The 12,715-nt window shown below is 35.8% G+C and carries 20 protein-coding genes and 1 pseudogene; 12 read left to right on the top strand and 9 right to left on the bottom strand.

Annotated elements, in window-relative coordinates; genetic code table 11:
* Window positions 1-142 precede the first annotated feature (142 nt).
* The 11 genes from F598_RS0100085 to F598_RS0100035 all read left to right on the top strand — a co-directional run bounded on the left by F598_RS0100085 (window position 143) and on the right by F598_RS0100035 (window position 8,418).
* Window positions 143-472 (top strand): HesB/IscA family protein, encoded by a 330-nt coding sequence (locus tag F598_RS0100085; RefSeq protein ID WP_019036964.1) that lies wholly within the window; start codon window positions 143-145, stop codon window positions 470-472.
* A 15-nt stretch (window positions 473-487) separates the two neighbouring features.
* Window positions 488-1,933, top strand: coding sequence for a Fe-S cluster assembly protein SufB (gene sufB / locus F598_RS0100080; protein ID WP_019036963.1), 1,446 nt, complete (start codon window positions 488-490; stop codon window positions 1,931-1,933).
* A gap of 7 nt (window positions 1,934-1,940) precedes the next feature.
* Complete coding sequence (locus F598_RS0100075) at window positions 1,941-2,312, top strand: hypothetical protein (protein ID WP_033408174.1); 372 nt, start codon at window positions 1,941-1,943, stop codon at window positions 2,310-2,312.
* 8 nt (window positions 2,313-2,320) lie between these two features.
* Complete coding sequence (gene sufC / locus F598_RS0100070; protein WP_019036961.1) at window positions 2,321-3,082, top strand: Fe-S cluster assembly ATPase SufC; 762 nt, start codon at window positions 2,321-2,323, stop codon at window positions 3,080-3,082.
* 32 nt (window positions 3,083-3,114) lie between these two features.
* Complete coding sequence (gene sufD / locus F598_RS0100065; RefSeq protein ID WP_019036960.1) at window positions 3,115-4,428, top strand: Fe-S cluster assembly protein SufD; 1,314 nt, start codon at window positions 3,115-3,117, stop codon at window positions 4,426-4,428.
* A gap of 49 nt (window positions 4,429-4,477) precedes the next feature.
* On the top strand, window positions 4,478-5,716 hold the full coding sequence (locus F598_RS0100060; protein WP_019036959.1) for an aminotransferase class V-fold PLP-dependent enzyme: 1,239 nt from the start codon (window positions 4,478-4,480) through the stop codon (window positions 5,714-5,716).
* Complete coding sequence (locus F598_RS0100055) at window positions 5,713-6,144, top strand: META domain-containing protein (protein ID WP_019036958.1); 432 nt, start codon at window positions 5,713-5,715, stop codon at window positions 6,142-6,144. Before F598_RS0100060 ends, F598_RS0100055 begins: the two co-directional genes overlap by 4 nt.
* Before the next feature lies 1 nt (window position 6,145).
* The gene (locus F598_RS0100050; RefSeq protein ID WP_026302410.1) at window positions 6,146-6,577 is read left to right on the top strand and encodes a SufE family protein; all 432 of its coding nucleotides are present in this window, start codon (window positions 6,146-6,148) and stop codon (window positions 6,575-6,577) included.
* Window positions 6,578-6,582: 5 nt separating this feature from the next.
* Complete coding sequence (locus tag F598_RS0100045; RefSeq protein ID WP_019036956.1) at window positions 6,583-6,906, top strand: DUF59 domain-containing protein; 324 nt, start codon at window positions 6,583-6,585, stop codon at window positions 6,904-6,906.
* A 3-nt stretch (window positions 6,907-6,909) separates the two neighbouring features.
* On the top strand, window positions 6,910-7,422 hold the full coding sequence (locus F598_RS0100040; protein ID WP_019036955.1) for a DUF2480 family protein: 513 nt from the start codon (window positions 6,910-6,912) through the stop codon (window positions 7,420-7,422).
* 90 nt (window positions 7,423-7,512) lie between these two features.
* Window positions 7,513-8,418, top strand: a complete 906-nt coding sequence (locus F598_RS0100035) for a DUF3078 domain-containing protein (RefSeq protein ID WP_019036954.1) — start codon at window positions 7,513-7,515, stop codon at window positions 8,416-8,418.
* Between the two features lie 182 nt (window positions 8,419-8,600).
* Here the strand turns inward: F598_RS0100035 and F598_RS0100030 are convergent, their stop codons facing one another.
* The 7 genes from F598_RS0100030 to F598_RS15545 form a co-directional block, all read right to left on the bottom strand.
* Entirely contained in the window at window positions 8,601-8,873 is a 273-nt protein-coding gene (locus F598_RS0100030; RefSeq protein WP_019036953.1) for a hypothetical protein, read from the bottom strand.
* Between the two features lie 9 nt (window positions 8,874-8,882).
* Window positions 8,883-9,329, bottom strand: a complete 447-nt coding sequence (locus F598_RS0100025; protein WP_033408170.1) for a hypothetical protein — start codon at window positions 9,327-9,329, stop codon at window positions 8,883-8,885.
* A 78-nt stretch (window positions 9,330-9,407) separates the two neighbouring features.
* Window positions 9,408-9,629 (bottom strand): hypothetical protein, encoded by a 222-nt coding sequence (locus tag F598_RS14250; RefSeq protein WP_033408166.1) that lies wholly within the window; start codon window positions 9,627-9,629, stop codon window positions 9,408-9,410.
* Between the two features lie 152 nt (window positions 9,630-9,781).
* Window positions 9,782-10,237, bottom strand: coding sequence for a hypothetical protein (locus tag F598_RS0100020; RefSeq protein WP_019036951.1), 456 nt, complete (start codon window positions 10,235-10,237; stop codon window positions 9,782-9,784).
* 229 nt (window positions 10,238-10,466) lie between these two features.
* Complete coding sequence (locus tag F598_RS15555; RefSeq protein WP_019036950.1) at window positions 10,467-10,700, bottom strand: hypothetical protein; 234 nt, start codon at window positions 10,698-10,700, stop codon at window positions 10,467-10,469.
* Between the two features lie 84 nt (window positions 10,701-10,784).
* Window positions 10,785-11,492 carry a serine hydrolase domain-containing protein gene (locus F598_RS15550; RefSeq protein ID WP_342661931.1) on the bottom strand — a complete coding sequence of 236 codons (708 nt, stop codon included), beginning with the start codon at window positions 11,490-11,492 and terminating at the stop codon, window positions 10,785-10,787.
* 9 nt (window positions 11,493-11,501) lie between these two features.
* A complete protein-coding gene (locus tag F598_RS15545) occupies window positions 11,502-11,714 on the bottom strand; it encodes a hypothetical protein (protein WP_019036948.1) in 213 nt (70 codons plus the stop codon).
* A 96-nt stretch (window positions 11,715-11,810) separates the two neighbouring features.
* Between F598_RS15545 and F598_RS15540 the strand changes: the two are divergent.
* Window positions 11,811-11,960, top strand: a pseudogene (locus F598_RS15540) (IS110 family transposase); the annotation flags it as partial.
* A 133-nt stretch (window positions 11,961-12,093) separates the two neighbouring features.
* On the opposite strand, the gene F598_RS0100010 reads toward F598_RS15540, so the two are convergent.
* Window positions 12,094-12,393, bottom strand: coding sequence for a type II toxin-antitoxin system RelE/ParE family toxin (locus F598_RS0100010; protein WP_019036947.1), 300 nt, complete (start codon window positions 12,391-12,393; stop codon window positions 12,094-12,096).
* On the bottom strand, window positions 12,386-12,634 hold the full coding sequence (locus tag F598_RS0100005) for a type II toxin-antitoxin system ParD family antitoxin (protein ID WP_019036946.1): 249 nt from the start codon (window positions 12,632-12,634) through the stop codon (window positions 12,386-12,388). The genes F598_RS0100010 and F598_RS0100005 overlap by 8 nt, the downstream gene beginning before the upstream one ends.
* Between the last annotated feature and the right edge of the window lie 81 nt (window positions 12,635-12,715).

Genomic DNA, 12,715 nt, shown 5'->3' with positions numbered 1-12,715 from the left:
TGGGTTTGAGAACGTGGGCTTTAGACCTCCTCTTAGATAAGGAAATCTTATAGCATACATTCTAAATAATTATGTTAAGTGATATGGTGAATAGAGGCTTAAATCCTATCTTTGTACTCAATTTAGAATTAATCTATTAATTATGATTAAAGTTAGTGAAACAGCCAAGCAAAAAATTGCTAATTTAATGGCAGAAGACGGCTTTAACGTTAAAGATCACTACGTAAGAGTCGGTGTGAAAAGCGGTGGCTGTTCGGGTTTATCATATGAGTTAAATTTTGATCAAACCAAATTAGAAGAAGATAAGGTTTTTGAAGATAATGATGTCAAAATCATTGTGAATAAAAGTAGTTTCTTATATCTTGTAGGAACGACTCTAGAATATTCTGGAGGATTGAATGGAAAAGGATTTGTATTTAATAATCCAAATGCACAAAGAACATGTGGTTGCGGTGAAAGTTTTTCACTTTAATTTAAAACAAAAATTATGGCTTATACAGAACAAGAACTTGAGAAAGAGCTTCAGAATAAAGAATACGAATATGGATTTTACACGGAGATGGATGCAGATACATTTCCTCCTGGGCTCAATGAAGATGTAGTTATAGGTATCTCTAAGAAAAAAGGAGAGCCAGAATGGATGACACAGTGGAGGCTGGATGCTTATAGACACTGGTTAACCATGGAAGAGCCTAACTGGGCTAATATTGGTTATGAAAAACCAAACTATCAGGCTATCTCTTACTATTCTGCACCAAATACAAAACCTAAATACGATAGTTTAGATGAAGTAGATCCAGAAATGCTGGAGACCTTCAAAAAACTTGGTATTTCTATAGATGAGCAGAAAAAATTAGCAGGAGTTGCCATGGATGTGGTTATGGACTCTGTTTCGGTTACTACAACATTCAAAAAAACACTAGCAGAAAAAGGGATTATCTTTTGCTCCATTTCAGAAGCGATTAAGGAGCACCCAGAATTGGTGAAAAAATATATAGGATCAGTTGTGCCGCACAAAGATAACTTTTTTGCCGCTTTAAATTCTGCTGTATTTAGTGATGGGTCATTTTGTTACATTCCAAAAGGGGTAAAATGCCCTATGGAATTGTCCACTTATTTTAGAATTAACCAAGCAGGAACCGGTCAGTTTGAAAGAACTCTGGTGATTGCAGAAGATTCTAGTTATGTAAGTTACCTAGAGGGTTGTACTGCTCCATCAAGGGATGAAAATCAACTTCATGCTGCAGTAGTTGAACTAGTAGCACTAGATAACGCAGAGATAAAATACTCTACCGTTCAAAACTGGTATCCTGGTGATAAAGAAGGTAAAGGTGGAGTATTTAACTTCGTAACTAAACGTGGACTTTGCGAAAAAAATGCAAAAATAAGCTGGACTCAGGTAGAAACGGGCTCTGCAGTAACCTGGAAGTATCCAAGTTGTATTTTGAAAGGGGATAACTCCACTGGAGAATTTTATTCTATCGCGGTCACTAATAATTTTCAGCAGGCAGATACTGGAACAAAAATGGTGCACCTAGGTAAAAATACCAAAAGTACTATTATATCTAAAGGAATCTCAGCTGGTAAATCTCAAAACAGCTATAGAGGTTTGGTTCAAATCAATAAACGTGCAGAAAATGCAAGAAACTTTTCTCAGTGCGATTCCCTCTTAATGGGTAATAAATGTGGAGCACATACCTTCCCGTATATTGAAGCTAAAAATAAATCTGCTCAGGTCGAGCATGAGGCGACAACTAGTAAAATTGGGGAAGATCAAATCTTTTATTGTAATCAACGTGGTATCGATACAGAAAAGGCTATTGCTTTAATCGTGAATGGATTCAGTAAAGAGGTGTTAAATAAACTTCCTATGGAATTTGCAGTGGAAGCACAGAAATTACTTGAAATTTCATTAGAGGGTTCTGTTGGATAATTTTACTATGAAAAAGTATCTTGTTTTTATGATTTTGTTTGTATCGGTTTTAGCCGGTTGTCAGTCAGACTCTAAGTCGGCGTCTTCAAATGAAACATCCTTACAAACATTGTCTGGCGAATTTATTTACACTGATTCTGTTGCGGTTTTTAAAAAAAAAGACGGTATCTATGGAGTGATTATGGATGCTAAAGCTAAGACGCTTATCGCCCAGGCCAAAGAGTTAAATTCAGATCCTTTTGCATCCTTCGATGTGACCTTGCAGGCTAGTGTACAGGACAATCCTGAAAAAGATGCTTGGCCAGAACTTATAAAGATTAAAAATATAATTAAAGTACAGCCATCATCGAGTGATGATAGTTTGAGATTAAATAAATAAGACACGTTATGTTAAAGATAAAAAATCTACACGCCAGCGTTGAAGGCGAAGAAATATTAAAAGGAATTAACCTGGAGATTAATCCAGGAGAGGTTCATGCTATTATGGGACCCAATGGTTCAGGAAAGAGTACTTTGGCTTCAGTTATAGCAGGAAATGAAGATTTTGAAGTGACTGAAGGTGATATTTTGTTTGAAAAAGCAAATATATCTGAACTGTCTCCAGATGAGAGAGCTCACAAAGGGATTTTTCTTTCGTTTCAATACCCAGTTGAAATCCCTGGAGTATCTGTAACGAACTTTATCAAGACCTCCATCAACCAGGTAAGAAAATCCAGAGGGCAAAAGGATATGCCTGCTAATGAGATGTTGAAGAAGATTCGTGAAAAATCTGCACTACTTGAAATGGATAGGAAATTCCTTTCCAGATCACTCAATGAAGGTTTTTCTGGTGGAGAAAAGAAACGTAATGAAATCTTTCAGATGGCAATGCTTGAGCCTAAGTTGGCTATTTTGGATGAAACCGATTCTGGTCTTGATATCGATGCGTTGAGAATCGTTTCTGATGGCGTCAACAGATTAAAGACTAAGGATAATGCTACTTTAGTAATTACACACTATCAGCGTCTTTTAGATTACGTCGTGCCAGATGTAGTTCACGTACTGATGGATGGTAAAATCGTGAAAACCGGAGGCAAAGAGCTAGCCAAAGAACTCGAAGAAAGAGGTTATGATTGGCTCAAAGAGGAACGTGCAGAAATGTCCTCATAACCCCTTCAGTTTAAACAAAAAAGATTCAAATTATGGAACTTAAAGATAAATTAATGTCTTCCTATCTGGCTTTTGAAGAACATGTAGATCTGGATAATGATATACATGAAGTCAGAAATAAAGCGATTAAATTTTTTGAAAATACAGGGTTTCCTACAAAGAAGATGGAAGCATGGAAATACACTTCATTAAATTCGATCCTGAAAGAAGATTATAGTATTTTTCCGAAGAAAGAAGATGCTATTGACTACAAAGACGTAAAGAAATATTTCATTCACGATATAGATACCTACACGATTGTATTTGTGGATGGTATTTTTTCTTCGCATTTATCGAGTACTACCCATGATAAGATTGATGCTTGTTTGATGTCTTCTGCACTGGATAAGGAAAAGTATAAACCAATTATCAATAAGTACTTCAACAAAATAGTGCCAGAGGAAAGCATGACCTCTTTGAATACTGCTTTTGCCAGTGAAGGCGCTTACATTAGAATTCCAAAAAATGTAGCGGCAGAAAAACCTATCCAGGTGCTCAATTTCTTTACTAGCAATGAAGCTGCCTTAATGGTTCAGCCAAGAAACTTAATTATTGCTGAAGATGGAGCTCAAGTGCAAATTATAGAAAGACATCAAAGCTTAACTGAGCACCCTGTACTTACCAATTCAGTTACAGAAATTTACGTGGGTAAGAACGCTGACGTGGATTATTACAAGATTCAAAACGATAAAATCACTTCCTCACTAATCGATAATACTTTTATCAAACAGGAGCGTGACAGTAATTGTTCACTTCATACGTTTTCTCTTGGAGGAAAGATCACTAGAAATAATCTCAAGTTCTATCAGCATGGAGAAAATTGTAATTCCACTTTAAAGGGAGTTACTATTTTAGAAGGTAAGCAACATGTAGATCATAACACACTAGTTCATCACACTCAACCAAACTGTGAAAGTCACCAGGATTATAAAGGAATTTTTTCAGAAAAGTCGGTTGGGGTTTTTAATGGTAATGTATTGGTGGATAAAGTAGCTCAGAAAACCAATGCTTTTCAAAGCAATAACAACATTCTGATTGATGATACGGCCTCTTGTAATTCTAAGCCACAACTGGAGATTTTTGCAGACGATGTGAAATGTAGCCATGGTTGTACAATTGGTCAGCTTGATGATGAAGCACTTTATTACTTAAGAACCCGTGGTATACCTGAAAAAGAAGCCAGAGCTCTTATGATGTTTGCCTTTGCAAACAATGTGTTAAGCAGTGTAAAAATTCCTGAAATCAAAAAAAGAATTACTAAACAAATTGCCTTGAAACTTGGCGTTGAATTAGGTTTCAACCTGTAGTCTTACGATTGAGACAACTTGCTTAGAAGTGATTAAAACGAAAAGAAACATGACGAATACTTCTGAACAACTTTTAGATATAGAAAAAATCAGAAAGGATTTTCCTATACTCCATCGAGAAATCAATGGAAAGCCTTTAGTTTATTTTGATAATGCGGCAACCTCGCAGACTCCAAAACAGGTTATCGATTGCATCGTAGATTACTACGAAACCAAAAATGCTAATATCCATAGAGGCGTACACTCTCTATCACAGATTGCAACAGATGCTTACGAAGCTGCAAGAGAGAAAGTAAGAGCGCATTTCAATGCAGAGCATTCGCATGAGATCATTTTAACCTCAGGAACAACGCACAGTATCAACTTAGTGGCAAATGGTTACGCCTCTATTTTGAAACCAGAAGATGAAATACTGGTTTCGGCCATGGAACATCATTCCAATATTGTGCCCTGGCAAATCCTTTGTCAGAAGACAGGAGCTACTTTAAAAGTGATCCCAATGTCTCACAAAGGGGAGTTGGAAATGGAAACCTACAAAGGGCTTATCAACGAGAATACCAAGCTGGTCTTTGTCAACCATGTTTCCAATGCACTGGGAACCATAAACCCTATTAAAGAAATTATAGAAATAGCTCATGATGTGGGAGCAAAGGTCTTAATAGACGGTGCACAATCTGCCCCACATATTAAAGCTGATGTACAGGCACTGGATGTAGATTATTACACTGTTTCTGCTCATAAAATCTGTGGCCCCACGGGGGTTGGGATGTTATATGGTAAAGAGGACTTACTAAATATGCTGCCTCCCTATCAAGGTGGTGGCGAGATGATTGCAGAAGTGACCTTTGAGAAAACTACCTACGCCGGTTTACCTCATAAATTTGAAGCAGGAACACCAAACATATCGGGTGGTATTGCATTTGGAGCGGCTTTAGATTATATGAACTCCATTGGTTTTGATGCGATTGCAGCCTACGAAATGGAACTGTTAAAATATGCAACTTCAGAACTTCAAAAAATTGAAGGTGTAACTATATACGGAACATCACCAGAACATAAAACAGCAGTCTTATCTTTTAACATAGAAAATCTTCATCCTTATGATATAGGAACGTTACTAGATAAAATGGGAATAGCTGTAAGAACTGGACATCATTGTGCTCAACCAATCATGGAGTTTTATAAGATTCCGGGCACGGTGAGAGCTTCTTTTGCTTTTTATAACACAAAAGAAGAAATAGACGCTTTTATAACCGCTTTGAAAAAAGCAAAATCTATGCTATTATGAAAATCAATTCAAAACTTTATCTGAGTCTCACAGTTTTATCTTTAGTTCTGTTGTTAGGTTCCTGTAAAGCACAAAAACAGGGAAAAATGATCTCAGATCAATTAATGTCGCAAGACTATATTGTGACTCATCTAGGTGATCAAGATGTATCTGAATCTGGCCTAACGCTTAAGGTAAATCCTGATAACTCTACGATATCGGGCAATTCTGGATGCAATAATTATAATTTCAGTTATAAACTCGATGGAAAGACATTAGATTTAGGTTTCGCTTCTGCCACAAAAATGTATTGTGAGGAAACGATGAAGCTGGAAAACTTATTTTTTCAAAAGGCAGCTTCAGTCACCCAGTTTGAAAATTCAAAGCAAGCGATCAACTTTTTGAACAAGGAAGGAGAAATAGTTATAAAAGCTAAAAAGCAAGAGTAAAGTGAGTAGTATTAAAGAAAGACAGGAGGAGATTATTGAAGAGTTTAGCATGTTCGACGATTGGATGCAGCGTTATGAATACATGATAGAGCTAGGTAAATCTTTGCCAATCATCGACGAAAAGTATAAGATCGAAGAAAATATCATTAAAGGCTGCCAGAGTAAAGTTTGGGTGTATGCCGAGATGGATGATGATGAGGTGAGCTACACTGCAGATTCTGATGCGATTATTACTAAAGGCATTATCGCTATTTTGATTCGGGTGTTTTCTGGACAGAAACCCGAAGATATTATTAATGCAGACACCAGTTTCATCGATGAAATAGGACTTAAAGAACACTTGTCTCCAACACGTGCTAATGGTCTGGTGAGCATGATCAAACAAATGAAAATGTATGCTATTGCTTACAATAGTCAACAAAATAAAGCTTAAGAATTATGGCTGAAGAAATCAACACAGAACAATTGGGAGAAGATATTGTAAGGGTTTTAAAGACGATTTATGACCCAGAAATCCCAGTAGATATCTACGAACTTGGTTTAATTTACGACGTGTTCGTCAACGAAGACAATGATGTAAAAATTTTAATGACCCTAACTTCGCCAAACTGTCCTGTAGCAGAATCCCTGCCTCAGGAAGTAAAAGAAAAATCTGCATCCCTGGATTGGGTAAATGAATGTGAAGTAGAGCTAACTTTCGATCCAGCCTGGTCCCAGGATTTGATGAGTGAAGAAGCAAAACTCGAACTAGGAATGTTATAATTTATGGCAGAAATCGTTAACAAAGTCGCTCAAAGTTCACTAAAGACCTTTAATCTGGAAGATTACTATCCCGAAGGTCATCGAGAAATAATCGATATTAAAGATTGGCTTTTTGAGGGTATCATCCTTAAAGAAAAAGAATTCAGAGTGAACTTAAAAAATTACGATTGGTCTAAATATCAAGACGCTTATGTGGCGCTTCACTGTTCCAGTGAAGCTATTGTGCCTGGCTGGGCTTACCTTCTCATCACTTCCTATCTGCAGCCAGTTGCTCGTAAAATAGTTTATGGAGATTTAGAGTTTCTTAATGCAACGCTTTATCAAAACATTCTCGAAGAAGTAGATTTTTCAGACTATCAAGACAAACCTGTCATTATTAAAGGCTGTTCCAATAGACCCGTTCCAGAAAACGCTTATTTAATGGCTTTACAATATCTTCAGCCATTGGCTAAATCTGTAATGTATGGAGAAGCTTGTTCTGCAGTACCTCTCTACAAAAGACCAAAATCTAAGTAAATACAGGCTTTCAACCTTAATTTGAAGGACTTAGGTTTTTATTTTCATTTTATTATTTACATTTACAATCGCACTTTTAAATTAGTCACGATGAAACTTAACCATCTATTTAGTCTATTGGCTATGCTATTTACAGGACTATTAGCTCACGCTCAGTCTGACTCCAATTCAACTACATCCAAAGATACCATTTGGACTTATGAAGGTAATTTCCAGTTCCTAATCAATCAGGCTGCTTTTAATGATGAATGGCAGGGTGGAGGTACCAGCAACTATTCGGCCAATGTGGTTATCAATTACGATATCAACTATAATAAAGGAAACTATACCTGGAATACCAAATTTTTAGGGGACTATGGGATCAATCAGACTAGGGATCAGGAGTTTTATAGAAAAACCAATGACCGTTTGGAAATCAATTCTACGGTAGGTCGTCAAATTGGCAATTCTAAGTGGTATGCTTCAGCATTCTTGAATTTTAGAACGCAATTCGACAAAGGCTACGAATTTGGAGAAGACGACCAGGGTAATGAAATAAGAACTCTGGAGACTCAATTCATGTCACCCGCTTTTACTCAACTTGGTCTTGGTGCTTTATGGAAACAAAGCGATGACATTAGAGTGAATGTCTCTCCAGTTACCGGTCGTGTTATTAGCGCCAATGACAGATTCACGACAACAGCAGGCTATGTAGACGGCGATTTTTTTGGACTAGATGAAGGCGAAACTATCAGAACAGAATTTGGAGCCTCCCTTAATGCATTTGTTAAGTTTAAATTGATGGAGAATATTACACTAGATAATGTTCTTGGCTTGTATTCCAATTACCTGGAAGATCCACAAAATGTAGATATCGACTATACGCTCAACTTGGTGATGAATGTCAATAAATACATCTCGGCAAACTTTACCTTCCAGGCCATTTATGACGATAATGCTGTGCGAGGATTCCAAATCCGTGAAGTACTGGGGGTAGGTCTCAATTACGACTTCTAAAGTTTTTTTTGGGCGCTTCGTCCTGCTATCCGCTTCAACACCGCCCACTGTTATTCTAAGTTGTAAACTTTGGTAAGGCTTTCCTTTAGTCAAGCTTACCACAGTACAACTTTTGTAAAAACACCAGGCGGGGATTTCCACTGCTATCAGGAGCGCGGTGGAATGATCCTCAAGACTGTTTTTTAAAGAGTTTTATCCTGTTCTTTCCTGGATTTCAGTTCTGTGGAAATGCGTTTGATGTTGATAAGTTGCAGAGGGAGTATGGCCAGGCAGGATATCCCCACGACCATAAGAGCAATAAAAGCAGAAATGTTTTCCTTGGTGAGCATCCCATATACACAAATACCAATTAAAGCAAGTGAAGATATGGATATGAGTAGGCTCATCACTTTTAGCAAGGTGAGATTGGTTTTTAGTTGTTTGGTGGGCTGAGAGTTTAAGGTGTTGGATTTCATGGTTTGGGTTTATAGTATTAAAAAGATGCGGTTAGCCAGCATGAGGAGGTTTAGCACAAAAACTAATGTACCTATTTTTCTTTTATATCGAAAAACTAGGAGAATGCTCAATAGCGATAGTAATGGAAGCACAAGGCCAGATACTAATCTTAAGGAATAGTAAGATTTTTGTTGAGAAGCTGCTAATCTATACCAATTCACTTCTTCAAGCAAAAAAGAAACTGAATACTCTATTGGTTTGCCTGGTAGCTCTAACTCAGCAAAGTCTTCGGTGACATAATATTCATGTTCATCAGTGATGACTTTATAGGAATAATGAAAATTTCTAGCGGCATTATAATAGTTTTGTCGCTGTTTTTGGACTTCATTGATGTTATCATTAATATGTTTTTCAGGCCATAAAAAATCAGCCATCACCACTAAGGCGATAAAGCTAAAGAGGGCGAAGAGTGACAAACGGAGTCGATATTGAAATTGATTTTGTACCTGCTAATGGTCTCAAATTTGTAATATAAATGTTGAATATAAGCTGTTTTACTTATATTTTTTAAGATAATCTACATTAATAGCACTCCAGGCGATCACGAGTAAAAGACCTATAGATGGTTTTAGTTGGGAATCACAAGATAGAAACAAATAACTCAGGCTATTCATTACCAACACTAAAACTGCGGAGACGATGATGAGCGCAGTATAAAGTTTAAGCATGGCGTTTAGGTCTTTTTGAGACGTTTTGGAGTAGAGTTTATTGAGCATTAGGATTAGTTTTATAGATTAGTAAAGCCGCGAATCGCTACCTATGAGCTAGTACGGTCTAGTTGAACAAAAGTAACCAAGAGCATTTATTCTCAAGGCTCTTGAGTAGAGTAGGCAACTTTACAGTCTACGACACTTATTTTAGTTAGCCTTTAGATGTTGCAACTGATTTTTTTATTGATTTTGATAAACATTCTTTTTTTAACTCCTTTAATATATAAGAGTTGCTCACCATCTTTGAATAAAAATGTTTGTGGTGTAATATCCTGATTTTTAGTTAATTTATAATTTAATATTTCGTTAGTGTACACCCTGTAGGTTTCAATCAACTTTGGATATTCCTTTAAAATAGCTTCTTTGCTATCTTCCAAAATGATTATGATTTCTAACTGCTCACAATCATCAAAATAAGATAATTGATCAACTAAAAATTTACTGTAAGAGCATTTTATAGCGCCAAAGACCACAAATTTATAGGGTCGTTGGTGATTTAAATTTGAGATTTCTGAACCCACTAATGCATCGTCGGTTAACACCGGAAACTTTTCCTGAGATAATGAGGTTCCCGTAATGGTCATGAAAGCCAAGAGGATTAGGGCACTTTTCATAATTGAGTTATAGATCAAAGTATAGTAATAAAGGTGTGATGTACAAGTTAACTCAATTGAAGTTGACCTGTTTCATGCACTTTTCATTCTTAAATATACCAAAACTTTCGGCTTAGCGACAATAACAGTAATTCCGAGTGCCTGCCTGCCGGCAAAGGCGGGGATTCGGACAGCCTGTCCCGACGGCTGTCGGGATAGTTGAATCCGCTGAAATTATGTTTTTACATTGTTACCTGCTGGCTTTTGGCCTGCTTAATTTAGTTTCGTATTTTATCAATGAGTTCCAAATTGATGCAATTTCTGGCCAAAAATTATCGTCAAAATCTGAGTCTGTATTTACCAAAAGTATCTTGCCTGTTTCGGTTTTTGGATTAAAATACATTGCAGTCATAACTCCAGGGTCTGAACCATTGTGACCAATTACATTATCTTTAATTTTTATAAATTCTTTGCTAAATTCCATAAAAATCCCAAATTCTTCTCCAGTTGTAACATTTGGAAATTTTTGCTTTTCAAATAACTTTTCATAACTGTCTTTATTTAAAAGTCAACCTTCTCCTTTGTAACCTTTCATCAATTCTGTTAAAAACAGACCCAAATCATTATTTGAAGTTATAAAGCCACCATCAGGATAAGTAATTAAAGAATATTCTGCTATCAGCATTTCTTTGTTTGCGAATAATCGCGAATAGTTTGTGGTGTCAATATCTTTTGATGACCAACCAGAAGACGTCATTTTTAAGGGTTTTAAAATATAGTCCTTTGTAAAAGATCGGTAATCTTGTCCAGTTGCAAATTCAATAATTTGTGCACAAAGAGCAGCTCCAATATTTGAATATTCTCTTATTTCTCCTGGTTTTGTATTGGCAAAGATTTCTTTAGCATACCATTTTCCATTTTCAGTAAGGCTGTTTTCAATAAATTCGATGAGTGAAATTTTATCTTTGGGCCTACTAAACCAATCGTACACACCTTCATTGTCATTATGTTCAGATTTTTTTAAAACATAGGATTTTGAATATACTTCGTCAACATCAATTATTGAGTATGTATGATAAGCAAGATGTTTAATTAAAATTGGTTTATCAGGGTAATTAGGATTTATGATTTTGAAAGGCAGGTACTTATTAATTGGGTCGTTTAATTCTATTTTCCCCAATTCTTGTGCTTTTAAGAGCGAAATTCCAATTAATGTTTTGGAAATTGAAGCAATATTTTGTGTTGTATTTGGCGTATACCTTTTTTTCAATTCAATGTCTGTATATCAAAAACCATTTTCGTAAATCAAGCCGTTATCGTCAACAACAGACACAGAAAATCCAACAATAGCACCTTTCTCAAAAGCTGATTTTAAACTTTTAGTTAATGTGTCGTTTAATGCAGTATTATCTTTTTCAAGTGTTTCTTTAGTTTCGTTATTTTCTTTACATGAAAATAATATTGTCAAAAATATTATGATTGTTACTATATTTTTCATTTAGTGTTGTTCGTTAAATTTCGTCTAAGTTTTTCAGCTTCAAGGTATCATTTTTATGAGTATGTGTCGTAGAAAGGCAAAATAATACCTAGTCATCGAAAAGTTTACCAGCGAATCGTAAACAAGGGAAAGAGCAAAAAGTTAGCACTGATTGCAGTGGCCAACAAGCTACCTAAACAATGCTTTGCTATAGCCAAATCAGGGCTACCGTATGATGAAGCATATGTCTCTATACTGCCAAAGTAAATAGCACACAATGAAAGGAACAAAAAAGCTTAAAGAATCCATTAATGGAATCTGTGAGCCTAGAATAATAATGTCTAAAATTAATGAAGAAAAGAGTTGTTTTTTACCTCAGTTCTTTGTTGGGTGTAGTTTTTTATTCGGTTATTATTTTCTTCAAATCCATTCGCTCGTGTAAAATTCTTATGACTTCAATTCTATCTTCGGAAAGTGATTGATAAAATATAATATGTTTCCCAGATTTTAGTCCGAGCAAGTTTTTGTTTATTCCGTCATATTCTTTTCCAACATCAGGATTTTGTCCAATTCCGTTACAGGCTAACTTTATTGTAGCATAATATTTGTCTGCTTGTTTTGCAGACCATTTGTCAAAAGTATAATCCCAAATGTCATTCAAGTCATCAATGGCTTTTTGTCTTAAAATTACTTTAGCCATTTTTTCTTTTTTCCGCTTTTAATCTTTTTAGATTTTCGTCAAAGTCAAAGTCTTCTACTAATGGACTGTTTAGTCCTTCTTGAATTGCATTTCGTAGAGCAATTACTTTACTCTCTTCATTTTCCAAAAGCCTAAGTCCAGCTCTGATTACTTCACTGACGTTTTTGTATCGTCCAGCAGAAACTTGAGTTTGTACAAATTGGTCAAAATAATTTCCAAGCGATATTGATGTGTTTTTCATTACTTTTAATTTTATTCAAATATACCAAAATTTGGTAAAAAATCAAATTGGTAAAATTTCGCTCAAATTACACCCAACGGT

Origin of the sequence: Psychroflexus tropicus DSM 15496 (genome assembly GCF_000378765.1) — a bacterium.
Taxonomy (GTDB): Bacteria; Bacteroidota; Bacteroidia; order Flavobacteriales; family Flavobacteriaceae; genus Psychroflexus; species Psychroflexus tropicus.
Note: the sequence above shows the minus strand (reverse complement) of the source record. Positions and strands in the feature narration are given on the sequence as shown.

Bases quoted from the DNA above. Each gene is read 5' to 3' on its own strand.
- F598_RS0100040 (WP_019036955.1), top strand. From the start codon at position 6,910: ATGGCAGAAATCGTTAACAAAGTCGCTCAAAGTTCACTAAAGACCTTT.
- F598_RS0100075 (WP_033408174.1), top strand. From the start codon at position 1,941: ATGAAAAAGTATCTTGTTTTTATGATTTTGTTTGTATCGGTTTTAGCC.
- sufC (WP_019036961.1), top strand. From the start codon at position 2,321: ATGTTAAAGATAAAAAATCTACACGCCAGCGTTGAAGGCGAAGAAATA.
- F598_RS15555 (WP_019036950.1), bottom strand. From the start codon at position 10,700: ATGGAATTTAGCAAAGAATTTATAAAAATTAAAGATAATGTAATTGGT.
- F598_RS0100010 (WP_019036947.1), bottom strand. From the start codon at position 12,393: ATGGCTAAAGTAATTTTAAGACAAAAAGCCATTGATGACTTGAATGAC.
- F598_RS0100005 (WP_019036946.1), bottom strand. From the start codon at position 12,634: ATGAAAAACACATCAATATCGCTTGGAAATTATTTTGACCAATTTGTA.
- F598_RS0100085 (WP_019036964.1), top strand. From the start codon at position 143: ATGATTAAAGTTAGTGAAACAGCCAAGCAAAAAATTGCTAATTTAATG.
- F598_RS15545 (WP_019036948.1), bottom strand. From the start codon at position 11,714: ATGAAAAATATAGTAACAATCATAATATTTTTGACAATATTATTTTCA.
- F598_RS0100060 (WP_019036959.1), top strand. From the start codon at position 4,478: ATGACGAATACTTCTGAACAACTTTTAGATATAGAAAAAATCAGAAAG.
- F598_RS0100045 (WP_019036956.1), top strand. From the start codon at position 6,583: ATGGCTGAAGAAATCAACACAGAACAATTGGGAGAAGATATTGTAAGG.
- F598_RS0100035 (WP_019036954.1), top strand. From the start codon at position 7,513: ATGAAACTTAACCATCTATTTAGTCTATTGGCTATGCTATTTACAGGA.
- F598_RS0100055 (WP_019036958.1), top strand. From the start codon at position 5,713: ATGAAAATCAATTCAAAACTTTATCTGAGTCTCACAGTTTTATCTTTA.
- sufD (WP_019036960.1), top strand. From the start codon at position 3,115: ATGGAACTTAAAGATAAATTAATGTCTTCCTATCTGGCTTTTGAAGAA.
- F598_RS0100020 (WP_019036951.1), bottom strand. From the start codon at position 10,237: ATGAAAAGTGCCCTAATCCTCTTGGCTTTCATGACCATTACGGGAACC.
- F598_RS0100030 (WP_019036953.1), bottom strand. From the start codon at position 8,873: ATGAAATCCAACACCTTAAACTCTCAGCCCACCAAACAACTAAAAACC.
- F598_RS14250 (WP_033408166.1), bottom strand. From the start codon at position 9,629: ATGCTCAATAAACTCTACTCCAAAACGTCTCAAAAAGACCTAAACGCC.
- sufB (WP_019036963.1), top strand. From the start codon at position 488: ATGGCTTATACAGAACAAGAACTTGAGAAAGAGCTTCAGAATAAAGAA.